Source organism: Pseudoalteromonas rhizosphaerae, from assembly GCF_902498845.1.
Classification (GTDB): Bacteria; Pseudomonadota; Gammaproteobacteria; order Enterobacterales; family Alteromonadaceae; genus Pseudoalteromonas; species Pseudoalteromonas rhizosphaerae.
Genome location: NZ_CABVLM010000013.1, coordinates 72,338 through 97,757 on the forward strand (window position 1 = coordinate 72,338; position 25,420 = coordinate 97,757).

Consider the following 25,420-nt stretch of genomic DNA (forward strand, 5'->3'; position numbering starts at 1 on the left):
GCTCTATTAAAAAGAATAAAAGCTACAGGAACAATACTTACCGCCAACGTAAGAACCCAAAAGAGAATCCCGAGGTACTTTGAACTATCATTTGAGTTTATTCCACCAGTAAACATAGCAGAATAAATCAAAATACCTAACAGAGTTAAACACCACGCAATTATTAAGTTTTGCCAAATTTTCAAATTAACCAACCTTTTAGTCTAGTTTCTTAGTATCTATTTTATTTGTATCTATTTCTAGTTCTACTTTTAATAGGCGAAAGTGTCCTCCAACTTTAATCTTACCTGTGTTCTCGGCAGATGTAGCACCTGAACTAAGACTTCCTGTTACTTTCGCACCTTCTGTTTTTCCACTTATTGTTCCATTTTGTGGTTGAATTAAAGCCTCAGCTTTTCCTAATTGAAATTTTCCGGTCATTGTTCCTGATGCATTACTCATATTTATTCCTGCATCGGCATTCAACTCTATACCTTGAGCATTTGAATCACTTGTCATTACGCTTGAAACCGCCACTGACCCTCCAGCGTCAAATGAACCAGCACCCGGAATATTTTGAGCTTTAACCTGCATCCCTATGCCAAAGCCAACTTTTACCGTAGTTGCTTCTCGAACTTGCCCTAATGTTCTATTTAACTGACGAATTCCCTTTTGACCTCCTAACATATTAACCATTCCCTGAGGGTTATATGAGCTTTCTCCCGAAGGGTCTATTAGACTAATTGGATCATTCCCCACATACGCATACATATTCATCCCATCTTTATAACCAATGGGGTCAGTCTGCATAAAACGCCCTAACTTTGGCTGATAAATCCGTGCTTTGTAGTGATAAAGCTTAGTACCTGGGATTAAGATTTGCCCAGTGTAACGGAAACGCGATGAGCTGGTATTAATCGGCTCTCCAAATGGGCCATACTTATGCGTTGCTATTATTGAACCAGAGCCATTCGTTTCACTAATAATTGAGCCACGTTCATCTGCATGTAAATAGCGTTTACTACCTGTACCACTGCCTTCGTACCATACTAGAGGATCATCTTCACCGATACCATGAACATAACGACGTAATAGACTACCGCTGCTGTTGTATTCCGCAACCAGTTCGTTTGCATCGTACAAGAAGGTTGTTTTAGTGCCATTGAGTGTTGAGTAATTTAATCGCCCCGTTGCATCATAGCCAAGTGCTAAGCTGGTACCTGACTTAGAAGCAGACCTTAAACGATTATGCGCATTATAATTATAGCTCCACCCATCATAACTTTTTAGGTTACCGTTATTATCATAGGTTAAATTTTTACCACCAACACTGGTGTATTGGTTTAAATCATTGGTGTAGTAATCTTGCTCACCAATAGTTGGAATTTGAATCTGATAATTATTATTACTAACGGTTTTCGATTTCAGCTGATTTGCGTAGTTATAAGCGAAATTAGCGTTATTGATACCCGTATGATTAAATTGGTTTACGCGCCCTTTTGTGTCGTAACCAACAGAGCTAGACTTACCATTTCCTCTTGAAATACTCGTCAACTGCCCTTTTGGGTTATAAGTGTAATTTGCAAGCAGGTTACTGCCGTTTTCTTTTATTGAAGTCAGCGCCCCTGTTGCATCAAATGCATAAGTGACATAAAAACCACCGGGGTGAGTTAACCGAGTTCGTCTATCTCCTAAGTCATAAAGGTAACTTAAAGTGCGGTTATTCGTGGTTGTACTTTTCAGGCGGCTTAATTCGTCATAAGCATAACTGACAACACTAGAGCCTCGAGTTACGCTTTTATCACGCCCTAAACCATCATGATTAAAATACAACGTAGACTCACCAGGCACAGTTGTTTTCGTTTTTTTATTAATCGCATCGTAATAGTGTGTAAGTGTTTTACCGTCGCGTTTACGCCACGTTTTTAAATTACTATTTGCATCATAGCTATTTTGCTCATAGGTATTATCTTCAAATGTAGTGCGCTCTAACCGGTCAAAACCATCATACGTATAATAAGTGACATTTCCTTCACCATCTTTACGTGTGTAGATTTCACCATTTGCTGTATACGCAATCTCAATATCGATACCAGCATCTGGTGTGTTATACCCTGAGATGACTTTTGTTGAACGAGAGAGTCTGTCGTAATAGTTACGTGTAATACGGTCTGGGCCATCGACACCTTCTGATGCAAGTGAACAAGCAGAGCTTGGTAGGCTATTGAATGTAGAGGCGTTCATGCGAATAGCAGTACACATTAACCTATTTCGTGTGTCGTAAGTAAATTGTGTAACGGCTTCTTTTTTTGATGGCGAGCTAATTTCTTTTTTAGTCGCTAAATTTCTCGTGTTATAAGCAGTTGTTTCAGTATTGTAAACACTCAACGACGTGCTTGTAGGTGATGTCAGCGTACCAGTTTCAATGATGCGAACTTGGTCATCTTCACTACGGTACGTGAAACGCTGCGCGACACGATACCCTCCCTGGTTTTTTGCACCAATTTCCCATGCTTTTCTACCTGCATTGTCATAGCGATAATATATTGCATCATCACTACCTGCCAATGGTCCATCTTCAATCGTTACTCTACCAGCATTATCATAGGTATACGTTGTGACTTGCTTTACTACACCTACACCATTGGTTTTCGTCACCGTTTTAGGTAGATTTGTATTCCCCCAGTATGTATAGCTTGTAACTTGTTTATCTGCTAAAGAACAATTACTTTGAGTACAAACACGGGTACTCTTTAATCGTGTAAAGCCATTAATTTCTTGCCAACTATTAGTAGTCAAACGGCGGTTATTGTTTTTATCTGCTGGCTCAAGTTGAGTGAGCATTCCACCATGACTTGCGAATGTATAATCAGTGGTATTGCCATTCGGATCCGTAATTGAGGTAGGTCTAAAACATCGTAAATCTGTGTACTCTGTAATATCACAATCACCAGCATCATATGTGGCAGTCGTTACAATATCTGATTCAGATGAACTTGATTTTGCTTCCATTCTTTTTTCAGTGATATTACCTATCACATCATAAGTGTAGCGTTCGCTATTCCCTTCAGGGTAAGTAACACGACTCAATCGATAATTGTCATCATACCCATACTGCGTTGTTTGATTCAGTGCGTTAACCTCACTGGTAATCATCATTCTTCTATCAGTCGGTTTACCTGATTTAGATAAGTTAATTGTTCTTGAATAGCTTTCTGGGCCCGTTATAACCACTTTAGAAAACTCTTTATGAGGCATTACGCCGCCTTCGGTAGGAGGTGTATAAGCATAGTGATAGGTTTGGCCATCTTTAATGACTTTAGAAACAAAGTAATTTTGTGTGCCGCTGCCATAAGGCTGAGTCGTTGTCGAAACAGTGACTGAATTATGCGAGTCTGTTGGTAATTTCAAGGCGAAATCTCTCACTTCTTCAGGACCACCAAAAACATTACTGTAGCTACCGTAATTCCAGGTTCGGCCATTCGCATCTGTGACAGTAGATTCTGTGTATGTATGCTGAGCAATTGCGACAGAAGGCGAACTTGTCTTAACAATTTTTGCAGACGTGAGTTGATACCAAGGGTTATTTACTTGGCCGAAATAATCTCGTGAGTTGGATTTATAAGTAAACTTAAGCTGGTAACCTAAATTTGAATCAATACTCAATAATCGATGGAAAGTTATATAAGGGTTTATATTTGGATCTGTAAACTTTTCATAATTATAAGTATGCACCTCACCATCGGGATAAAAAACTTTTGTTGCATACCAAGTACCGTCAACCGATTTAGTTGACGATGAAGGGCTATTAACATAAGACAAATTGGATGTGTATTGAACTTTTACACCACTTTTACCTTGTATATATGTAAACGTACTAGACTTCTGCGTACTGTAGATTCCTCCAATTAATGCTGAGCCATTATTAACAACGGGTACACACTCAGATTGGCATGTGAAGTTATCAGATTGGCTACCGCCATAAGACAGAGAGGCTGAAACTCGCCCTCCATGTGGTAATTCAGAGACCCAATGAATGACATTTATCTTAGATTCAAGCTTTGGCATGCTTTCAAATGTCAAATTAGGCGCAGCAGGAATGCTCAACACAGGCAGTTTTACTTGGTATAATCCCGTGTTTAAGTTTATCGAGTTTATATCTGTAATCGATACAGGCGGCATAATTGTTGGAATGGTTTCTTCCGCACTTACCACGTTTGGGTGACTCAAACTTAATATTGCAAGAGCCAAAATAGTTTTAATTTTCATTTTTCTCATCCTTGAACTAATTTAAGCCGCCAGGACCGCCCGCCGATATAACCCTGACAATTTTAGTCACACTTGCATAATCACTCGCGCTATAGCACTTAATATTTATGGGTGTATTTTCGTGAATTATTAAACTAACAGATCCGGAAGTTGGTTGGTTTGGAAAGTAACCCGTGTCTCCAGAAACAGTTACCTTGCAGTAAGACGTGTTCTGTGAGGACCATGTTACGCTGAAAAGTGCTCCTGAACGAACCGTGCCAGGAATTGATGATGAAGTAATCATCGGCTCTGGTGGTGGCGGTGGCTCTGGTGGCGGCGGCGTATTCGCATTTGCAGATGAAGTACGGTTACCCGCATCGTCATAACTATAAGTAACGAGCTGAGTATCGCTTTCTTTTACAACCTTTAAGCGACCTCTTGCATCATATGCAAAACTAACCGTTGAAGCTAACGCTTCATTTATAGATATAGTTCCGAGTGCAACAAGTAAAAGCGCAACTGAACATCCTTGTATTTTTGGCATATTTTCACCTAATCATTTGCAAAGCAGTGAAATAAAAAGCAATTCCATCTACTTTGTATTTTCATCCAATTAACAATAATGGTTCTTTTTCGCTCAAATAAAATACGAATAATGTACCAAATTTAATAAATCAACACATTCTCTGAGTACAATTTTAAACGACTATTTGAACCGATAATAATTAAGACAGATAAAAAGAATATTAAACTAGGCCAGAAGCCTAACGTAGGATCTAATGGCAAAACAGACAACAGAAGGCATATTACTCCAAAAAATAAAAAGTAAACGATGGGAAGCCCAAACATAACCTTAAAAAAATGAGCACATAACGAGGAATGAAATTAAAAATATTATTCTGTTTTAAAACAAAACACTACAGCGTTTACTGAGGTTTTTGTTACAGGCAGACCTACCGGAAGTTTTCAATTATTGAGTGTTGGGTATACGCGGATTTGTTAAAACGTGCACGAAAGTCTTCATCAGCAATTTTGCTTTTTGTACATGTGAGTCTAAAATTCAACCACCTGATTAAATATTAGTATGTAACACTTTATACTTCCAATATGTGCCATCTATTAGTACAAATCAGTCAACTTACACTTCAAATGACATAGTACTCAATACTTACCCGAATATAGTTAATAGTAGAAAGGCTCAACTACCCATTTACTACTTGGAAAATACATTTAGTTACTCTAGTATCAACTTGTCTAGGCTAACTATTTGCATTTAAATGAAATCATTTCCTTCGCTGTATTTTGCTAATCTATTTTTAATTATTGGCACCGGTTTACTCACCACCTATTTAGCCCTCTATTTAGGGAAAAATGGCATCTCGACCTTTTGGATCGGGTTAATGACCTCATGTTATTACATGGGTTTGTTGCTTGGCTCAAAGCTTGGTTATCACCTTATTAAATCGGTCGGCCATATTAGGACCTTTGCAGCCAGTACCGCCGCTGTTTTAGCCTGCGTTGCAGCACACGGCGTTAGCGATAATATTTATTTATGGTTAGCCCTGCGACTATTTGTAGGCCTTGGTATGATGTGTAACTACATGGTGCTCGAAAGCTGGCTCAACGAACAAGCTGCACCAGAGTCTCGCGGGCGAGTGTTTTCGTTTTATATGATCACCTCTTATCTGGGTATGATTTTAGGTCAATTTGCATTAGCCGAATTCCCAGAGCTTGGCTATGCACCACTATTTTTAGTGTGCATGGCACTGGCAATTGGCATTATTCCTATTTCAATCACTCGTAGGATTCACCCCAAGCCATTAAAACCAATTCAAGTCAGTCTGTTTGACTACTTTAAAAAAGTACCGCAATCACTTACAGCTGTTCACTTTGCGGGTATTATAAATGGCAGCTTTTACGGCCTTGCACCAACATTTGCCAAGTCATCTGGGTTTAATTCGTCAGAAATTGCCATTTTTATGTCTGCCACTATTTTTGCAGGTCTGATCGCGCAATGGCCAATGGGGATATTGTCGGATAAAGTACGTCGTAGCGTGTTGATCCGCACCAATGCGGTTGCGATTGGTGTAGTTAGCTTGGCTTTATTTTTGCTACCTATTACGCAAACACTCGCCTTTGCACTCACTTTTATGTTTGGCTTGTTCGCCTTTACTTTATATCCATTATCCTCAGCCTTAGCTAATTCACGCGTTGAAGATGAAGAGCGCGTTGGCGTGTCATCTGCGTTATTAGTTGTTTTTGGAGCCGGTGCAGCACTTGGTTCAACTGCCAATGCACAAGTTATGACCTATTTTGGTCATCAAGCCCTGTATGCCTCCATCGCATTATTAACGGTGATAATGTATTTATTACTCACTTACATTAATTCGAAACAAAAAGTAGAACAACCGGAGTCGAGTGATTACGTTGTAGGCACATCAGACGTTACCAACTCGCCACTAGCGGCAACCATGGATCCACGAATAGAAGAAACGACTGCCCACGAGCAAATGTTGGTGGTCGATGAAATTGATGATGAATATGAAGAAAACAATGCAGTCTTTGATACCGATGATCCACAGGGTGACCTGTTTAAAGACTTTCAAACGCAAGACGAAACCGCAGAACTAAAAAAATAGCGATTCATTTTCGATATTACAAAAGCAGGTAACAGCTTCAATTTACCTGCTTTAATTGAACAGCTGATAATTCACGCTCAGAAAGGTAGCCTATAAGATGACCTTTGTCATTGCCCGCATACGTTTTAAACTCCCCGCCTTTATGCTCCGCATTTTTATAAAAATGAATGTTGTATAAATTAAGCTCACTTCGGCTACCGCCCCCAAGCTAAGTAAGTTAATAGCTGCCTTCAATCGCTTTTCCAAAATTAATGTAGCTTTTTAGGCCCACTACGAACAAGCTCTTTACCGTTTTCAAACACATCTTGTGTAACCCAGCGGCCTAACAACAACTTATGGTTATCATCAAGTACAGCTACAAACGGGCGACCATTGGTATTATTGGTCGCCAGTGCCACACCGGCTATATTTTTTAAGCCCAATCCACCATTATCAATCAGTAATAAAAAAGCTTCTAGCTCTGCGAGGGTGTCAATTACGTCGTTATCATTAATCATGCTGTTTACTCAGTTATAACTTAATGAGTGAAGGATAACAGTTTATGAAAATAGGCTCTAGGAGCTGATTAAACGTTAAAGGTGGGAGTTACGACCCAATACTCAACGTATTTATTTGCGCTTACTCGCTCTACATCAGATAGTAGCCTTTGCATTGAAACTATTAAAACTGCTTATAAAGGAAAACCATGATCAAACGACTTTTAGCCGCAAGCTTAATCTTCTCTTCGGGTTCTGTTTTTAGCGCTAACCCAACGGTTGAAGAGCTGCGTATTAAGCAAGCCACAACCGCTATGCCACAAGTTTTAGATATATTTTCTGAGGATATCGCGCAATTTGAACAAAGCTGGAAAAGCCTAAAAAACTTTAAACAGGCAACTGACTTACTACATGATTACTCAACCCAACTCTGGCTCAACGCCAAACAACACATTACCGTCACTAAAAGCTACGATGACAGAGCACTTTACTGGGCTCGCCTACTTTCAAGTAAAATAATCCGTACAACAAAACCTGAATTTGCATTAACAACTGCCGAGCAAAGCACATTGTTAACAATGTTAGAAAATGGCAGTCGCGGTCGCACCGACCTAGCCTACTCTAAAAACACCACCAAAAAGATTTTACTAACAGGCTTTGACCCATTTTTGTTGGATAGAAACATCAATCAAAGTAATCCATCCGGCTTGGCCGCATTATTACTCGATGGCCAAGTAATTACTTATCAAGGTATCAGCGCTGAAATAAATACTGTAATGGTGCCTGTTCGCTATGAAGACTTTGATCAAGGTATTATTGAAGAATTACTCGCCCCCTATTACGCTCTGAATAACGTAGATATGATAGTTACCGTTAGCATGGGTAGTAAAGACTTTGACCTTGAACGCTTTCCAGGTAAGCGGCGCAGCGTAACCGCCCCCGACAATGCAAATATTGTCTATGGCGGCACAGCAAAAGCGCCACTGATTCCAGGTTTAAACGACCGTACACTCCCAGGGAGTGAGTTTGTGCAATTCAGTTTGCCCGCCACGCAAATGCAGCAAGCCAAAGGGCCATTTCCGATAAATGACAATCATAAAGTTGTTACACTCGAAAAAGCCTTTGAACCTAAAACTTTAGCTGAACTAAAAGATGCGATTGCAGTAAAAGGCGGCGGCGGTGGTTACCTGTCTAACGAAATTTCGTACCGCAGTATTCGCCTGCGCGATCAACTCAATTCAGATATTCCTACTGGGCATATCCATACGCCGCGTATAGCGCAGTTTGAACCAGAAACAGAAGCTAAAATAGTCAAACAAATTCAAGCAATGTTAGAGCAAAGCCTAGTTATTTTATAAATCAATTTATAGGATAACTATCCTATTGCTAAAAATATGACTTCAGGCTTCACCCTCTAAATAGAAAGCCTGGAGTAAATTTATTATATCATCTCTAAATACGCAGTAATTAAAGCCGCATAGCACATATAAGATGTGGCGATAATCATTAACAAATCAAAAGTGTTAATTAAATGCTTTATTTGTTTAAAAAATGATGTATTGTTGTTTCTGGAAAACAAACATAAATAAGGACAAAAAATGAAAAAGGTATTAACAATAGCAACTTTACTAGCAGCTAGCGTATTTTCTGTTCAAGCAAATGCAAGTTCAATGGAATGCTATGTAGACACTCAAGCATATGATCAATACACACCAAATCACTGTATGGCGGTGATCTATGGTCAAAATAAAGCGACAGCGGTATTTCGTGTCATCGGCAATGGATCTGAAATAGATAGCGTTATTTGGTCCAATGCAGCCAAATCTTGTGGTACTTCGGGTACTTCTTGTTCATTTGAAATCAGATCTTTTAGAGCTTACAAAGCGGAAGCAACGATACTTTATACCAATGGAAGTTGGAGCAAAGCTTCTGCAACTGCATCATTTGAAGATGGTCGCTAAAAGTTATTCTGAAATTATTAATTATTTGAATTTAGGGCTTTTTAATACCATTTAATAAAGCCCTATAAGATGCCAAAATCTCATATTTAACCCTTTCACACTATCAAACCTCGCGCTTTACAATTACCTAAAAATCAAGCTACTTTAACAAGCAATCAAATCATCAAAAATGGCTGCTCAGTCTATGTCGCTAGTGACGTTGTCACTCATAACGACAGCCTATAAATTATCGTTTTTGGGTAAAAAGCGTTGAACTGATAAAAAAATGGCAAACTAACAAAGCACAGCCTATTCCCTGATTGATGTCTGATTTAGAGGTGTCATTTATCAAAAAACACAAGCTATTGATTTTAAATGAATCAAATGAAACTGTATAATTAAACAGATTATTTTACTTATTCAGCTCTCGACATTGCAAAAAAAACAACGTTATACTATCACCTGATGAAACACATGAATTTACACTCACTCAGACACAATAAAACGCTATTAAAATATTTAATGGTGTTTTTACTGCTGTTCAGTGTTTTTTCACAGTGGCACTCAACTGTTCACGCAGTCCAAAGCAGCACAGAGTGCCAACTCTGCATAAGTTCGTTTGATTTTGACGATTTAATATCCCCTACCACCAGCATATTTGAACCTGAAAGTAACCACTACGTCGCTGTTTTAGCCTTACACTCCCCGCAATTTAGCGCAATCGTTGCGTTTTCAGGTAATCGTGACCCACCGAATACTCTTTAAAGTTCACTGTTAAAAAACCGTTTTATAAAGACTGTTTGCCATTGGGTAAGCAGCCAGTTTTAGTGCAAATTTTAGAGATTAAACAATGAAAATTAAGTATTCACCATTAGTTTTGGCGGTATTAACTGCTATCAGTACACACGCAATGGCAGCAGAGAAACAAATACAAAAAGATGAAAGCGATTTAGAAAAAATTGTTATTACAGCTTCACCGCTTAAACGTACCGTACTTGAATCAAGCACCCCAGTATCAATTCTTAGTGGCGAAGAGCTTGATCAGCACCAAGCAGCAACCCTTGGCGAAACCTTAAAAAATGTGCCAGGTGTACACAGCTCTTATTTTGGACCCGTTGCCAGTAGCCCAATTATCCGAGGATTAGATGGACCTCGAATCAAGGTTGTACAAAACGGATTAGGCGCATCTGATGCATCACGCGTTGGCCCCGATCACCAAGTATCAACCGAAACCTCTACGGCCACACAAATTGAAGTATTACGCGGCCCTGCTACTTTGCTTTATGGTAGTGGTGCAATTGGCGGCGTTGTTAATGTGGTTGATAACCGCCTCCCCATTGAAAGACAACAAGGTATTACTGGAGAAGTATTTGCTCAGTACGATAACGTAGCAGATTCAAAAACAACATCTACTGATTTAAATGCCGGAACGGGCGACTTTGCTGTTCATATTGATGCTTACAACCGTAATACCGGTGACTATAAAATACCTGTTCCCGCTGATATTAATGAACATGGTGGCAGTACTAAACTCTCAAACTCAGCAATCGATGCACACGGTTATAACTTAGGAGCTGGCTGGATCACTGACGATACTCGGGTTGCTTTTGCCTATGGCTCAATGGACTCAGAATACGGTTTACCGGGTGAAGATGGCGTATTTATTAAGTTAAAACAAGACCGCTATCAAGGTGTTGTTGATTGGAATAATCTTGACGGTTTTATAAAATCGGTGCATTGGCAAAATGCATATACTGATTACCAACACTCAGAAATTGAAGGGACTGAAATAGGCACTACTTTTAAAAATGAAAGTATCGAGTCTAGACTATGGGCAGAGCACAGCGCGGTTTATGGTTGGCACGGTATAATGGGCTTACATTATAACAAAAGTGATTTTGAAGCGATTGGCGAAGAAGCCTTCACACCACCAACAAAAACCGACAGTTTAGCCGCATTTTTAATGGAAGAAAAACAAACAGGTGCTTTATTGTGGCAGCTTGGTACACGCGTGGAGCAACTAACCCATAAAGTGAATAACCAATTTTTTGATGAGCTATCAACCGATAATAGTATCTCATTTGCAGATGAAGATTACACGGCGGTTTCAGGCTCTGCAGGAGTAGTTTGGAGCATTAACGACAAGCACTCATTAGCATTTAATTATGCATATTCAGAACGCGCCCCCTCTTCATCTGAAATTTTTGCCTACGGCCCACACATTGGCTCTGGCACTTACGAAGTAGGTGGTGGTTTTAACCTTACTAACAATAACGGTAATTATTCGGTGGTGCAAAACGGCCAAAGCATGAATAAAGAAGTGTCTAATAATATAGATGCAACCTATCGTTATAATACTGACAACTGGAATGCAAGCTTAAGCCTGTTCCAAAACCAAGTGAATGACTACATATACGAAGACGTTAGTAACCTTGTTCTCAGTGATGGTGAGTTTATTACGGCGCAAGATTACCAACAACTACAAAGTAGCGGCGCAGGATCAGAGGAAGAAACCGATGGTTTACCTGTTGTACTCTTTGCCCAGCAAGATGCACAGCTGTATGGTTTTGAAGCACAAGTTGACTGGCACTTAAACGAACAATGGCGTCTGGATGTGTTTTCGGATTATACCCGCGCTAAACTAGATAAAGGCGGTAACGTACCAAGGATCCCACCATTACGTGTTGGTTCTTCAATACATTATGAATACGGTAATTGGCACACTGAAGTAGAAGTCACTCGCAACAGTAAGCAAGATAAAATTGCCGCAAACGAAACCACCACCGACGGCTATACCATGCTATCAGCCGCTGCTAACTATTACCTTGATTTAGGTAACGTTGACATGACATTGTATTTAAAAGCCGACAATCTAACCGATCAAGAAGCGCGCGTGCATTCATCTTACTTAAAAGACGAAGCACCACTTCCAGGTCGCTCATTTAGTATAGGTGTAAGAGCGCGTTTTTAAACTGCGCTTGCTATAAGTGTTTGTTAAATAAAACAGCTCTTATACCAATCGTGTTAAGTTAATGACCATTTATAGCGACAGATAAATACAGTGATAACAAGGCGTAAATTTTGACATGTAGTTGTTCTACTTGAAAAAATTATAACGCAGTTAGCGCTTTATTTAGCTCGCTAGAATGGTTAAATATTTAAGTCGATTGGTATTAATTAAGTTGCTAAGTTTAACCGAACAGCAACAAATACAAAAAAGGCTTAGAAGTGATTCTAAGCCTTATTATTAGGGACTAAGTTTTAATTATATTATTGATTATTGATTTCTATTTGCCCAATAGCAACAGAGCCGTGCTGCCATGTAGTGCGGCATTTCAAACTAAGAACAGCATCACTTTCAAAATTATTATCAAGAGCTGTTACATACGATACAAACTGCTTTGAGCTATTTGCAGTGTCAGCAATATCAATCCAGTCAAAGCCCTTTCCTGTAGCATACTTAAACCACTTCTCTTGCCCGCCATCACTTACTTTACGAACACGTGAAATTAAGCAGCCGCCGTTTGAGCTATTTAAACCTTCAGTAATGCCATGAACTTTAAGCTCAAAATTACCAATCGTGTCATTTAAAGGAATGCTACAGTTGAAATAACGCTCAGAGCGTGAAAATTGAGGATCAAAAGTAAAGTAGCCATTTTCTGTAGTACCAGTTTTTTCTAGAGTTACTTCTTTTAGTGCAGCTAGATCACCTATTGAAGCAGCTAGATTATTAACGGCTTGTGACTTATAAACTGTATCTTCAGAGCAATGAGAGGCACCATCAAATACAGCAGCTTGTGTAAGTGACGATATAGACGCTAAAGCAGTCGCTAAAGCAATATTCTTAATTTTTAACATATTCATATCCTTATATTTTTGTCCCTAATAAGATGGATAATATCACGCAATATAAAATAAACAACTTCCATTGAATTTTTTTATATTCGAGTTATTTATTCTAGTAAAACAACAAGGCTTTAATTGCACTCAATACGTTTTATTTCGAGCCACTGAATAGATTAATTCTACAGCTAAAAGAGCTAGGCCTATAAGGCTCTATTGGAGAAATGCATAGATATTACCTTTTTCATGCGATTTTAATCTGAAAGTTGCTATTACCCTGAAATTAATCCTATATTTAGTGGACATAAATATTGAGCAATGCAATGAAAACAGCGCAAATCCCAGCAGACGAAGAGTCTAGACTAAAAGCCTTGTATGAATATGAAATATTAGATACCAAAGCCGAACAAGTATTTGATGATTTAACTCAACTTGCTTCTGAAATTTGTGAAACGCCTATTTCACTCATTAGCTTAGTAGATCCGCAAAGACAGTGGTTTAAGTCAAAGTACGGTATTGATGTTGATGAAACCGAGAGAGAGATTGCATTTTGCTCCCATGCAATACTGCAAGACCACGTTTTTGAAATACCGAACGCATTACTCGATGAGCGCTTTCATGATAACCCGCTAGTTGTTAATAATCCAAACATACGATTTTATGCAGGCGCCCCGTTAGTAACTCCAAAAGGAAGTACTATAGGCACACTCTGTGTTATTAGCGATAAGCCCAAAAAGCTAAATCAAAACCAAATTAACGCTCTGACGATACTAGGTCGAGAAGTTATTACTCAACTTGAACTTAGATTAAACAACAGAAGATTAACATCAGCTCTAGAACAACAAAAAATACATAATGAAGAACTTGAAGTACTAAAAAAAGAAGCTGATAGTGCCAACACCTTAAAGGGCCAATTTCTAGCAAATATGACCCATGAACTTAGAACACCACTACACGGTATTTTAAATTTAGCTGAATTTGGCCTAGCTGAAGAAACGAGTTTAGAAAAAGATAACGCTTTGAAAAGTATTTTAAACTCAGCCAATATACTCTCAAGTATTGTGAATGACATTCTAGATTTTTCAAAAATTGAAGCTGGCAAACTAGATATCGAAAATATCAATTTTAATCTTAGAGAGGTTGTTAACGATCTCTTCAAGCCTCTCATTAAACAAGCATCAGATAAAGGCATTAAACTTACTTTATATATTGATGAGAAGGTGGCAGCAACTTTAAAAGGTGATCCTGTAAGGATCTCACAAATTTTAAATAACTTGTGTTCAAACGCGATTAAATTTACAAACCAAGGGCAAGTAAATCTCAAAGTCAGCGTTCAAAGTAGTTCATTAATTGAACAGGATATTTTATTTGAAATTATTGATACAGGTATTGGTATCAGCGAAGCAGCACAACAAAACTTATTTCAAGATTTTCATCAAGCAGATGCATCTATATCAAGATGTTATGGGGGCACAGGGCTTGGCTTATCAATCTGTGCCAAGTTAAGTCAACTAATGAAAGGTAAAATCGGCTTTACAAGTAAAGAAGGCGAAGGCTCTATATTTACGTATCAACAGAGCTTTGAAACACATCTATTGTATGATTCATTAAAACAAAAGAAAGAAATAACTAATTTACAAGGGTGCACCATTCTAATCGCCGAAGATAATAAAATAAATCAACTCATCGTAAGTAAAATGCTACAAGCGCATAACGCCAATGTAGTAATCACAGAAAACGGTAAAGAGTGTGTTGATTACTTTAATACAAACCCTGTAGATTTGATTTTTATGGATATCCAAATGCCAGTAATGGATGGAGTACAAGCCACAAAAGCAATTCGGGCACAACAAGGAGATAAAACAACCCCAATTATAGCCTTGACAGCTAACACCTTGAAACAAAACATTGAACATTATTTAGACATTGGTATGGATGGTTATTTAGCTAAACCATTTGATAAAGATAAATTAAATAGCTTACTTAATATTTACAACCCTAATAACCTCAATCTAAAAAAGCTAGCGGTTAAAATTAGTGATCCTAATATTTCAAGCAAATATAAACTAAATCAGACATGCCAAGAGTTAAAAAAGCTAATTCCAAATGCAAATAGAGTTAGCCTTTGGTTACTAAACCACGAATATACTGCGATAAATTGTTTAATATGCCTTGATGAAAATGAGGTAGTAACAAATGACATGGTTTTAAAAGCTCAGGATTTTCCTGCATACTTTAATTATATTTTAGGTAACCAAGTACTTGATGCATCGGATGCAAGGAACAACGAAGTAACAAAGGACTTAAATAAATCCTATTTTGAACCATTCAATGTGTATTCCTTACTTGATTATATCTATTTTATAGATGACAAACCGTTAGGCGTAATTTGTTGTGAAAGTGTTGACTCAAAAGTGTCATGGGACTATGCAGACAAAGAAGCACTGATAAAGATAGCGGATGTAACAACTCTTTTTTTATCCAAGCAACTCAAGTCTTAATAAAAGTAATGAGAATATAAAAAAGGGGACTATTATTTGATAAAATAGTCCCCCGTAATTTAACTAACGTTATTACTTCATTCCTGCAAGAGTCATCAAAAAGCGGATCAAAAGAGACACTAAAAATAATGAAGCAACACTCAAGACCCAAATGATAATTAACCATTTAAATTGATGAAGATGCTTTTTCATATACCCTCCACAAAGCCTTCGCTAAATAGTGCAATAGCATTGAATAACTAATGATACCCCTCGGTATCAACAACTTTGCCACGAAATACATAATAAGACCAAAACGTATAAGCCAATATAAACGGCACGATGATAACAACACCAACCAAGGTGAATTTTAAACTTGATTCAGGCGCTGCTGCTTCATAAATAGATACACTTGGTGGAATAATGTTTGGCCAAAGGCTAATACATAAGCCTAAATATCCCATAAACAACATACACAGCGCATAAATAAATGGCCGATAGTGTTTACTTGAGTTTACTGAGCCCAGTAATAATAAAACAAAAATACCAGTAATAATTGGCAAAGGAGCAAGATATACAATATTTGACCAATTAAACCACATTGCTTTTACATCAGCGTTGATCAGTGGTGTATAAATGCTGATACCTAACATGCACAAGGCTAATAAAATAGTTAATGGCTTAATAAGTTTACGCATTTGTTTATACAAATTATGCTCTGTTTTAACCACTAACCAAGTGGCACCTAATAAGCCATAAGCAAACAGTAAACTACACCCTGTAAATAAGCTAAATGGTGTTAACCAGTCTAAAGATCCACCAGCAAACTCACCATTTTCAACAGGAAAACCAATAATAACAGCGCCCATTGCTACACCTTGAGCAAAGGTTGCCATAAACGAGCCTACAAAAAATAACTTATCCCATAATGGACGGTGAGACTCAGTCGCTTTAAAGCGAAATTCAAACGCAACACCTCGTAATATTAAGCCAAATAACATCACTAAAATAGGCCCATATAAGGCTGATAATATGACTGAGTAAGCCATAGGAAACGCAGCTAACAAGCCTGCCCCGCCAAGCACTAACCACGTTTCATTACCATCCCAAACTGGGGCAACGGAGTTAACCATGATATCTCTTTCATGTTTATTTTTAACCAGCGGAAAAAGTAGGCCAATCCCTAAGTCAAAACCATCTAAAAACACATACATCATTAAACCAAAGCCAATAATGAGTGCCCAGATACTCGGTAAGTCAAAATTCATCATGTAATCTCCTAAAGCTCAACACCATCGGCCGCTGATAACGGACGAGCCGGACGTTTGTTTAAGTCATCTTTATTATCGTTGTCATACACTTGTTCAGGGCCCTTTTTGATAAGTGCTAACATATAACGCACACCGACCCCAAACACACAGACATATAAAACAACAAAAGTAAGTAATGAATAACTCATTGCCGTCATCGAATGAGCAGAGCTTGCATCAACCGTTCTTTGTAACCCATATACAACCCAAGGTTGTCGTCCCACCTCTGTAACAAACCAGCCAGTTAGCATCGCAATCAATCCGGCGGGGCCCATTGCAACACAAAACCTTAAGAACCATTTTTTCTCGTATAATCGGCCTTTTTTACGTAACACTAACCCTGTTATGCCTAATAAAATCATCAATAACCCTAAAGCGACCATAATTCTAAAACTAAAAAAAACAATTGGCACATAAGGGCGATCTTCAGGAGGTACAGATGTTAATGGTGCAATGGTGCCATCAAGACTATGCGTTAAAATTAAGCTAGCAAGATGAGGTATTTCTATAGCGTAATCATTGCGCTCTTCTTCCATATTTGGCCAACCGAATAAAACTAATGGGACACCTTCGCCGGGTTCTGATTCATGCCAATGTCCTTCCATTGCTGCCACTTTCATTGGTTGATACTCAAGTGTATTTAAGCCATGTTCGTCTCCTACAAAAGCTTGCAATGGCGCGATAATTAACAACATCCACATTGCCATCGACAACATTTTTTTTGCCGCTTGAGTGTGCGAGCCTTTTAATAAATGCCATGCACCAGATCCGCCTACCAACAAGGCTGTCGCTAAAAAAGCGGCTAAGCCCATATGGACTAAACGATAAGGAAATGAAGGATTAAATATTATCTCAAACCAGTCAACCGGAACCGCTCGGCCATCAATAATTTCATAGCCTTGAGGTGTTTGCATCCAGCTGTTAGAAGCCAAAATCCAAGTCATTGAAATCAACGTACCGATTGCCACTAAACAGGTGGATGTAAAGTGAAGCTTTTCGCCAACTTTATTCCAACCAAAAAGCATAACGCCAAGAAAGCCAGCTTCTAAGAAAAACGCAGTCATCACCTCATAACTGAGTAATGGCCCCGTAATAGCTCCAGCAAAATTAGAAAACTGACTCCAGTTAGTACCAAACTGATAAGCCATTACGATGCCGGATACCACTCCCATAGCAAAATTTACCGCAAACACTTTCATCCAAAAACGACAAAGCGTCATGTATATCGGTTTTCGCGTGTATAACCAAAGCCCTTCAAGTACCGCAAGGTAACTTGCCAAGCCAATTGTTATTGCAGGAAAAATAATATGAAAAGAGACTGTAAATGCAAACTGTATACGAGCTAAATCAATAGCAGTAAAATCTATCATAACGCCAACCTACTCCTAGTTAATTACAGAGCAAACATTAAACTTATCACCTATGGTATATATCTTTTTTTTACAGTACAGGCACAGAAAAATAATTTACAATGAGTACAGATTGTCACTACGAGCGAGAGCATGAAACAGTTCAAATATACAGAGCTTGAGGCTATCTTAAAAAAGAAAATTGACGCTAACAGCTTTACTCCAACAGGCAAGTTGCCCTCAGTGAGAGAGCTTTGCAAACTACAAGGCCTTTCAAAAGCAACCGTATTACATTCGTTACATCGCTTGGAATCACAAGGACTTATTTATGCAAAACCTAAATCAGGTTACTTTGTAACGCAAATAAAGCCGCCTAAACGAGTGCTACCAAAACAAATCAAAACATCATCTACTCCACGCAATGTGTCAGTACCTGCGATTTTAAAAGACATTATGACGCGCAGTGCTGCCTTTGATATTTTACCAAGTGCTGGCGCGCAGGAAGATGCTACTCACTTAACCGTTCTTAATCGACATTTAAACAAAGCATTTCGTTCTTCTCAAAGTCAAAAAGCATTTTACTATAATAGTTCTGATGGTGATTTGCGTTTGAAGCACGCAATAATTAACCACTATGGTGGTTTAAACCAAAAACCTGATGAGCTTTGCATTACCAATGGGTGTCAGCACAGTTTATTTATTTCTCTTATGGCCACGTGTTCGCCAGGCGACACTGTCGCTGTTGAATCGCCAACTTTTTACGGGGTATTGCAAATATTAGAACAACTTAACCTAAAAATAATAGAAGTAGCATGCGATCCCGAGCACGGCGTAAGCATTGACGATCTGACAAAAAAAATAGCCAAGTGGCCCATAAAAGCATGTGTCGTCTCACCTAATTACTCAACGCCAACAGGTGCATGTATGCCTCATAGAGCAAGAGAAGAGCTACTTAAATTGGCAGTGAAAAGTGATTTTTGTATTATCGAAGACGACATTTACGGCGATCTGGCTTTTCCTCCTTTTGTTAGTGAGTCTTTAAAAAGTCTCGACACCCAAGGACAAGTAATTTTGTGTAGTTCATTCTCAAAAAGCTTATCAAGAGATTTACGTATCGGATGGGTTTTTGGAGGAAAGTGGCATGATAAAATCACTCAACTTAAACTCGTTACCCAACTTTCTTCATGTGGGTCGATTCAACAAGGATTAGCCACTTTTATAGAAGATGGTCACTATCGTCGCTACCTAAATAAGCACGTATATGCAATTAAACAACAACAAGCAGAGCTGATTAATTTTTTACAAACCCATTGGCCTGAGGATATACGCTTTACACAAGCTAATGGCGGCATATCTATGTGGGTCGAGTTAGATGAGTCAATAGATACCCAAAAAAGTTACAATGAAATACTACAACAAGGTATCGTCATGACCCCGGGCTCACTTTTCTCAGCATCAGGGCAATATAAAAACTTTTTACGATTGAGTTATATTCACCCCCTCACTAAAGCAAGGGAAGTTGCGATCAAAAAACTATTCAGCACCCTCTTGGTAAAAAAATAACACGCTTTATGCCTACGATAAGCCGCTTTAACATCAAATAATAAGGTGGTTTCGGCTAAAACTACTATCAAAGTTGTTGCCAGTCGACAAGCTCGGTTATAATCCGCTCATCTGGCTATATCTTTGGCCTCTAACTGGATTAAAACGATGAAAAAACTCTCTGCGGTGCAAATAAAACAACAAGCACTGGTACTTAAAGTTGCTGATGCAATTGAAGAGCAAGGCCGTAATGAACTCACTGGCATGCTGCAATGCTGGTTTGACGTGGAATATCACTTATTTCCAGGCTCTTTACTAATGTGTTTTCAGTTTGAGAATCAGCAGGCGTTAACAGCGGCAGAGCCTGACTTATTAAAGTGGCAAAAACGTTTAAGTGGTGCAATGCTTAAAAAAGGCGTTATTTTAAAAGACATGCGCAAGCATTTAGTTTTCACCCTAAAGGGGCCTGATGATTAAGTCAGATAGTAGCCATCAATCAAGCCGTTTTTAGTATGATGCGAGCTTTTTGTTGGTCAGAATTTATTCCATCAAAAGCTAATTATCAATATTGCATCATTTTAGGCTAGAACCTGACTTACATTTAAAAAGTTTACACACTAGCATCGTGAGCTCCTTCAAGACCTCGTTGCTTAACATGTTTAATCAATTCAGGGAAAAACGCTAAAAACATAGCATCTAATTCAGTGTAGTGTCGGGCTATATCAGCAGCAGCGCCAGAAAACGTATTAGTAAAGCGAATGCGCTTGGCAATATTATCAAGTGCAACCCCGACCCCTTCGACGGTTTCGTATTCTTTAAACCAATCATTCTGCGTCATATGTTTTACAACACTTTGCATTCTTGGCGGCATAACGGGTGTACGCTTACCCAAAAGCCTATAACTGATTTGCTTAAAGTCACTTAGCGGTTGATCGTTAAACCGTTGCCAATGCTGAATTAAAAAATGATCGAACACCACATCAATAGCGACACCCGCAAAGCGTTTACGCTGAGGCGAAAAATACTGTTTAGCTTCTTTCACTAAAGGGTGAGCATCTGTAAACTTGTCGACTAGATAGTGGTTATCTAGTGCATTTTTTACCGTGATTGGCAATTGCTTTACATGCCTATTGCCGCCAAAATCACCAAGCAAGTTGCCAAAGTGCGAGTCTGCTGTAGGCTGTGCTAAATAAAGATGAGCTAAGTAGTTCAAAGTAATATCTCTTTATATTTCATTATATTAAGAGCTTTCACTCACGTCTCCTAACAGGCGAGTTAAATCATTAAAGCGAACAAGCCCACCTTTTAGATGGTAAATACTCGAGCCTTTCCACTTGCCGCCTATTAGCTCTCCTAAAAATGCAACTAGGTTACTAAAAGTATACTAGTTGCTATTACCTTACAGGTAACTAATATATACCACATATTAACAAGCATTTTTAAGGAAAATACAATCAACACTGAACGCACAAATGCACGACAGCCGAATGCTAGTGTACTGATCTTGCAGGTGTAAAAAAATAAAGATCTTTTTCATAAATATCTTTATTTACTGAGAGTGAGCACATCATAAAGAAGCAATAAAAGGCATCAGACCAAAGAGGTATAAACCTAATAGTTAAAATTCATACATTATTTCAAATACTCATGCCTTTGCATGTGATTTTTATTACAATGCCTGCAAACCTGAATAGTGGAACTGCATGTGCAACAATTTAAACATACCCTCTTAACGCTTTTGGCCCTATGGGCATTCGCACTGATGCCGGATGTCATTTATGGCTTGTTTAATCATAACTACTTGGCCGGTTATAACTTCAAAAGCATTATCATTACCTTACTGTTAATGGTCTTCATGCTGTTAAGCCGCACCCCTAAACTTAACAATATTGTTTTACTGATAATGGCTCTAATGCAGGCCTCTGAACTGATGTACTTCCAATACTTTGGCGGCTTTTACAGTGCTTTTGATATGGTGCTAATGATGGGTGAAATGCATGATGCACTAATTGGCTTTGCTGATGGTTTGAAATTTATGCTACCAGCGTTCTTTTTATCCATGGCATTTTATGGCTTAGCGTATTTCACCTATAACAAATACCATAAAACCAGTTTTACCGTACCTTATATCTCGGTGTTGTTTGTATTATTGCTCACGTTACCCTTTTTACAGTCTTTAGGTTCTAAGAGCTCTCAAAAATACCAGCCTAATATTGCGCACTCAGCTATGAAAAATGGCTTATACAGTGTGTCATTCTTTAGCGCTCGCCAGTTAAAAATGATTCTGGGATTACGTAAAGAAATGCCTAGCTATCAACCTTATCAATTGAGCAAAGGCGAACCTGCGGATGCAAATATTGTAATTTTAATGGGTGAAAGCCTGAGTTATTACAATATGGGTTTATATGGTTATCAAAGAGATACAACGCCAGATTTAATGCCGTATAAACAAGACCCTAATTTCTTTTATTTGCCTGCGATCTCAAGCGCTGTTTCAACACGAGTATCTCTTAGCTTATTTTTTAACACCGTATATGAGCCTAATAATGCAGTCCATATAAGTAAAATGGACACTGCTTTGTTTCGGTTAGCTAAGCGTCAAGGGTTTGAAACCCATTACATTACTACACAAAAAAATGCAGGAGGTTTAACCTATGCATTTTCACTTGGGGATATTGATACCTGGAAAGAAGATAAGCATCTAGATCAGTTCGATGGAGATTATGATGATCGTTTATTGCTCGAACTTAATTCCATGAATCTGGATTACAATAAGCCCCAATTTATTACGTTACATATGCGCAGCGCTCATGCACCTTATGTAGCTAATTACCCTAAAACTCAAGAAGTGTATCCTGTTGATGAGCAACCCTATGAAAAGTACATGCTGAATAGCTACGATAACTCAGTACTTTACACACAAAAGGTGATAGCTAACATTTATGAATTCTTTAAAGATTCAGGTAAACCAACATATATATTCTTCACGCCAGATCATGGTGAACTGACAGGGCAAGATGGTCGTTTTGGACATAACGCTGTCGATATGGATATCGCCCGGGTACCATTTATGTTTTACGGTGTTGATATTCCAAAAAATGAAATAACTCGAATTAAAAAAGAATTAGGCTGTATGCCTAACCATTATTTAATTAGTCTGCAAGTGGCTAAAGTATTGGGTTATGACATTAAAAACCCGAATGAAGAGCAAGGTAAGTATTACTTGAACGGCACCGATGTATTTGGCGAGGCAGGCTTTATGCAGTACGATTTAAAGCAAATACAAGATAAAACTTGTCCAGAATTTTCAAAGTAGCTCCTCAGTATTCAGCCGCTCTATGAGCGGCTTTTATGTTTATAGCACCTTATACTTTCAATTTAGTGTGGTTGATTCACATCTAATATTCTTGATTAACTATAAAAACAAACCTACAACTCACTAATCAACAAGTTCCCTACCCCTTATATTAGGATGATTGCTGCTTTGTTTTCGGTATTCATTAGGAATTTCACCCACAATACTTTTAAACACCCGGTTAAAAGTCGCTAAAGAAGAAAAGCCGCTTTCAAGCGCGATGCTTAAAATGCTCCAACCTTTAGCATCCTCACTTGCCAATAAAACTTGCGCATATTTAACACGATATTGATTAATAAACAGATTAAAGTTGGCTACTTTGTAGTGATAGCGAATAGCTCGGCTGATTTTATATTCAGATACTTGTAATACTTGAGCAAAATCTGAAATTTTAAGATTTGTTTGCAAGAATAGCTGTTGCTTATTGATAAGTTGATCAATGCCATCGATTAATTCAGGGGCAACATCGATTTGTTCATGTTGATTGGTGTTTTCAGTTATCTCAATGTCATTAAAAATACTAACTGTATCGCCCTCATTTTTAATACCTTGGCTATTTTTATCTCTCGCTTGAAGAAACATTAATGTTTGCATCGCAAGCACAATTAGTAGTGCAGATGAGGTAATAATAATGGGATTATATAGCTCAATTTCAGTCTTACTAAACATTAGCTTAGGTAATACACTTGCATTAAACACAGCTAAAAACCAAGCGCTGGCAAAGAGCACTGATTGCATTTTTTGTGACACTGTTTTTTCACTGTAGCCTCTTATTGCCTCCCAAAAAGAGAGCACAAGTATGCTTGATGAAAGCAATATGGTTACTTCATTCACCCCTTGCTTTAAGCGCCACATTATATCACTTGTAGGTAATGGCTGAGGATCAAAACTCACTAAGTAATGCCATGTTTGGTTAAACATTATCAAGCCTGCAATAGTTGCAGCAAAAACGATATGCCTGCGAGAAATTGGCTTGTTTTCACGAAATAACGCTCTAGCAATCAACCATGAAACATTACATGTAGCGCAAGTAAATAGCCCTATTAGGTATTGATACCCTCCGACACTTGACGCACTGAGTTTTTGCGCCCCAACCATACAGAGCGAGCCACAAAATAGTGCAAACAAATAGTGAACCAGTTGCTTATCTTTTTTCAGTGCATTAAATAACATCAACCCCATGCACACAAAGACGAGAAGGTAATAAGGAGAATTATTTTGCATAACAGGTCGCTCTTAAAATGACGTTGTATAAACAACGTTGCTTTAACTTGTATAATACAAAGTAACTCTAGCTATGGCAAAAAGACTTTGTTAGTGAATGTGTCAGTAACTAACCGTAAAAATTATCCATATATCGTTGCTCAAGTTTCGAATTTGAGAAGTATTCGCCCTGAAAGTCTTTATATTTGGCTATTGAAACGATTTAATGGAAAAGTACATGTTAATGCAAAAAATGAAAACAACCCCAAATAGGCTGCTCGAAAACAGTAAAAAAATATGGTTTATTTGCTTACTAATGGCACAAGGTTGCTTTGTAATTTACCTTATTTTGGGGTATGCCCTGACTAGCGTTACTACAGGTTTATCTGGCTGGGTCCGCCTTAACAATACCGCCTATGTTGCGAGCGACCCCATCGGTAATTTAATCTATGCCACGCATGTGCTACTTGCCGTAGTAATGATAATCGGCGGGAGTTTGCAATTAATCCCCGCAATAAGAGCAAAATATACTAAGTTTCATCGCTATAACGGGCGCGTATTCTTACTGTTAGCTTGTACCATTTCAATCGCAGGAATGTACCTTATGATTGTTAGAGGCACAGTAGGCAACCTGCTAATGCATAGCCTGACAATGTTTGGTGGTGGTATGGTTATTTTATCGAGCATATTTGCAGTGCTGGCTGCTAGAGGGCGTAATATAAATTCACATCAAATATGGGCAATTCGTTTATACCTTGCAGCAAACGGCGTGCTATTTTTTAGGTTAATGATTTTTGCCTGGTTTTTAACGTTTGGCTCACTCGGGATTGATACTACAACGTTCACAGGCCCAACCGTGTTAGCTGTTAGCGTATGTTCTTATGTGATGCCATTGCTCATTGCTGAACTGGTTAGGTATGCGGGGAAAACATCTAATAAAATGATAACAATCGCCACCGCAGCTTTAATGATGTTGATATCCATTGTATTTTTAGTGGGCTTATTTGGTGTAGTGTTAGCAAATTGGTACCCAGCGATAGTTGGCTAATAGCCACA

The 25,420-nt window shown here is 38.4% G+C and carries 18 protein-coding genes and 2 pseudogenes; 10 read left to right on the forward strand and 10 right to left on the reverse strand.

Annotated features, from left to right (window positions below; genetic code table 11):
* Positions 1–198: 198 nt before the first annotated feature.
* Positions 199–4,248, reverse strand: a complete 4,050-nt coding sequence (locus PSR9079_RS18275; protein ID WP_179959217.1) for an RHS repeat domain-containing protein — start codon at positions 4,246–4,248, stop codon at positions 199–201.
* Positions 4,249–4,454: 206 nt separating this feature from the next.
* Between PSR9079_RS18275 and PSR9079_RS24050 the strand changes: the two genes are divergently transcribed.
* On the forward strand, positions 4,455–4,613 hold the full coding sequence (locus tag PSR9079_RS24050) for a hypothetical protein (protein ID WP_246175603.1): 159 nt from the start codon (positions 4,455–4,457) through the stop codon (positions 4,611–4,613).
* Between the two features lie 891 nt (positions 4,614–5,504).
* Positions 5,505–6,866, forward strand: a complete 1,362-nt coding sequence (locus PSR9079_RS18285) for an MFS transporter (RefSeq protein WP_149982738.1) — start codon at positions 5,505–5,507, stop codon at positions 6,864–6,866.
* A gap of 37 nt (positions 6,867–6,903) precedes the next feature.
* Here the strand turns inward: PSR9079_RS18285 and PSR9079_RS23710 are convergent.
* Positions 6,904–7,044: pseudogene (locus PSR9079_RS23710) on the reverse strand (delta-class carbonic anhydrase); the annotation flags it as partial.
* Between the two features lie 70 nt (positions 7,045–7,114).
* A complete protein-coding gene (locus tag PSR9079_RS18290; protein ID WP_149982739.1) occupies positions 7,115–7,363 on the reverse strand; it encodes a hypothetical protein in 249 nt (82 codons plus the stop codon).
* 188 nt (positions 7,364–7,551) lie between these two features.
* Between PSR9079_RS18290 and PSR9079_RS18295 the strand changes: the two genes are divergently transcribed.
* The 3 genes from PSR9079_RS18295 to PSR9079_RS18305 all read left to right on the forward strand — a co-directional run bounded on the left by PSR9079_RS18295 (position 7,552) and on the right by PSR9079_RS18305 (position 12,253).
* Complete coding sequence (locus PSR9079_RS18295) at positions 7,552–8,700, forward strand: hypothetical protein (RefSeq protein WP_149982740.1); 1,149 nt, start codon at positions 7,552–7,554, stop codon at positions 8,698–8,700.
* Positions 8,701–8,940: 240 nt separating this feature from the next.
* Positions 8,941–9,303, forward strand: a complete 363-nt coding sequence (locus PSR9079_RS18300) for a hypothetical protein (protein WP_149982741.1) — start codon at positions 8,941–8,943, stop codon at positions 9,301–9,303.
* An 829-nt stretch (positions 9,304–10,132) separates the two neighbouring features.
* Positions 10,133–12,253: a TonB-dependent receptor gene (locus tag PSR9079_RS18305; RefSeq protein WP_149982742.1), complete on the forward strand. Its 2,121-nt coding sequence runs from the start codon at positions 10,133–10,135 to the stop codon at positions 12,251–12,253.
* A 299-nt stretch (positions 12,254–12,552) separates the two neighbouring features.
* Here PSR9079_RS18305 and PSR9079_RS18310 read toward each other — a convergent pair whose 3' ends face one another.
* Entirely contained in the window at positions 12,553–13,140 is a 588-nt protein-coding gene (locus tag PSR9079_RS18310; protein ID WP_149982743.1) for a hypothetical protein, read from the reverse strand.
* 308 nt (positions 13,141–13,448) lie between these two features.
* Between PSR9079_RS18310 and PSR9079_RS18315 the strand changes: the two genes are divergently transcribed.
* Positions 13,449–15,626 (forward strand): GAF domain-containing hybrid sensor histidine kinase/response regulator, encoded by a 2,178-nt coding sequence (locus tag PSR9079_RS18315; protein ID WP_149982744.1) that lies wholly within the window; start codon positions 13,449–13,451, stop codon positions 15,624–15,626.
* Positions 15,627–15,698: 72 nt separating this feature from the next.
* On the opposite strand, the gene PSR9079_RS18320 is transcribed toward PSR9079_RS18315, so the two are convergent.
* The 3 genes from PSR9079_RS18320 to PSR9079_RS18330 are packed head-to-tail and all read right to left on the reverse strand — an operon-like array spanning position 15,699 to position 18,285.
* Complete coding sequence (locus tag PSR9079_RS18320; protein ID WP_149982745.1) at positions 15,699–15,818, reverse strand: DUF2474 domain-containing protein; 120 nt, start codon at positions 15,816–15,818, stop codon at positions 15,699–15,701.
* 47 nt (positions 15,819–15,865) lie between these two features.
* Positions 15,866–16,873: a cytochrome d ubiquinol oxidase subunit II gene (gene cydB, locus PSR9079_RS18325; RefSeq protein ID WP_149982788.1), complete on the reverse strand. Its 1,008-nt coding sequence runs from the start codon at positions 16,871–16,873 to the stop codon at positions 15,866–15,868.
* An 11-nt stretch (positions 16,874–16,884) separates the two neighbouring features.
* Positions 16,885–18,285 carry a cytochrome ubiquinol oxidase subunit I gene (locus tag PSR9079_RS18330; protein WP_149982746.1) on the reverse strand — a complete coding sequence of 467 codons (1,401 nt, stop codon included), beginning with the start codon at positions 18,283–18,285 and terminating at the stop codon, positions 16,885–16,887.
* 132 nt (positions 18,286–18,417) lie between these two features.
* On the opposite strand from PSR9079_RS18330, the gene PSR9079_RS18335 reads away from it, so the two are divergent.
* Complete coding sequence (locus tag PSR9079_RS18335; protein ID WP_149982747.1) at positions 18,418–19,827, forward strand: aminotransferase-like domain-containing protein; 1,410 nt, start codon at positions 18,418–18,420, stop codon at positions 19,825–19,827.
* A gap of 147 nt (positions 19,828–19,974) precedes the next feature.
* On the forward strand, positions 19,975–20,283 hold the full coding sequence (locus PSR9079_RS18340; protein WP_149982748.1) for a hypothetical protein: 309 nt from the start codon (positions 19,975–19,977) through the stop codon (positions 20,281–20,283).
* A 133-nt stretch (positions 20,284–20,416) separates the two neighbouring features.
* On the opposite strand, the gene PSR9079_RS18345 is transcribed toward PSR9079_RS18340, so the two are convergent.
* Positions 20,417–21,019 carry an acyl carrier protein phosphodiesterase gene (locus tag PSR9079_RS18345; protein ID WP_149982749.1) on the reverse strand — a complete coding sequence of 201 codons (603 nt, stop codon included), beginning with the start codon at positions 21,017–21,019 and terminating at the stop codon, positions 20,417–20,419.
* A 36-nt stretch (positions 21,020–21,055) separates the two neighbouring features.
* Positions 21,056–21,151, reverse strand: a pseudogene (locus tag PSR9079_RS18350) (winged helix-turn-helix transcriptional regulator); the annotation flags it as partial.
* A gap of 360 nt (positions 21,152–21,511) precedes the next feature.
* Between PSR9079_RS18350 and PSR9079_RS18355 the strand changes: the two are divergent.
* Entirely contained in the window at positions 21,512–23,122 is a 1,611-nt protein-coding gene (locus PSR9079_RS18355) for a phosphoethanolamine transferase (RefSeq protein ID WP_149982750.1), read from the forward strand.
* A 123-nt stretch (positions 23,123–23,245) separates the two neighbouring features.
* On the opposite strand, the gene PSR9079_RS18360 is transcribed toward PSR9079_RS18355, so the two are convergent.
* Positions 23,246–24,385 carry a helix-turn-helix domain-containing protein gene (locus tag PSR9079_RS18360; RefSeq protein WP_246175604.1) on the reverse strand — a complete coding sequence of 380 codons (1,140 nt, stop codon included), beginning with the start codon at positions 24,383–24,385 and terminating at the stop codon, positions 23,246–23,248.
* Positions 24,386–24,602: 217 nt separating this feature from the next.
* Between PSR9079_RS18360 and PSR9079_RS18365 the strand changes: the two genes are divergently transcribed.
* Complete coding sequence (locus tag PSR9079_RS18365) at positions 24,603–25,412, forward strand: DUF2306 domain-containing protein (protein WP_149982751.1); 810 nt, start codon at positions 24,603–24,605, stop codon at positions 25,410–25,412.
* Positions 25,413–25,420 lie beyond the last annotated feature (8 nt).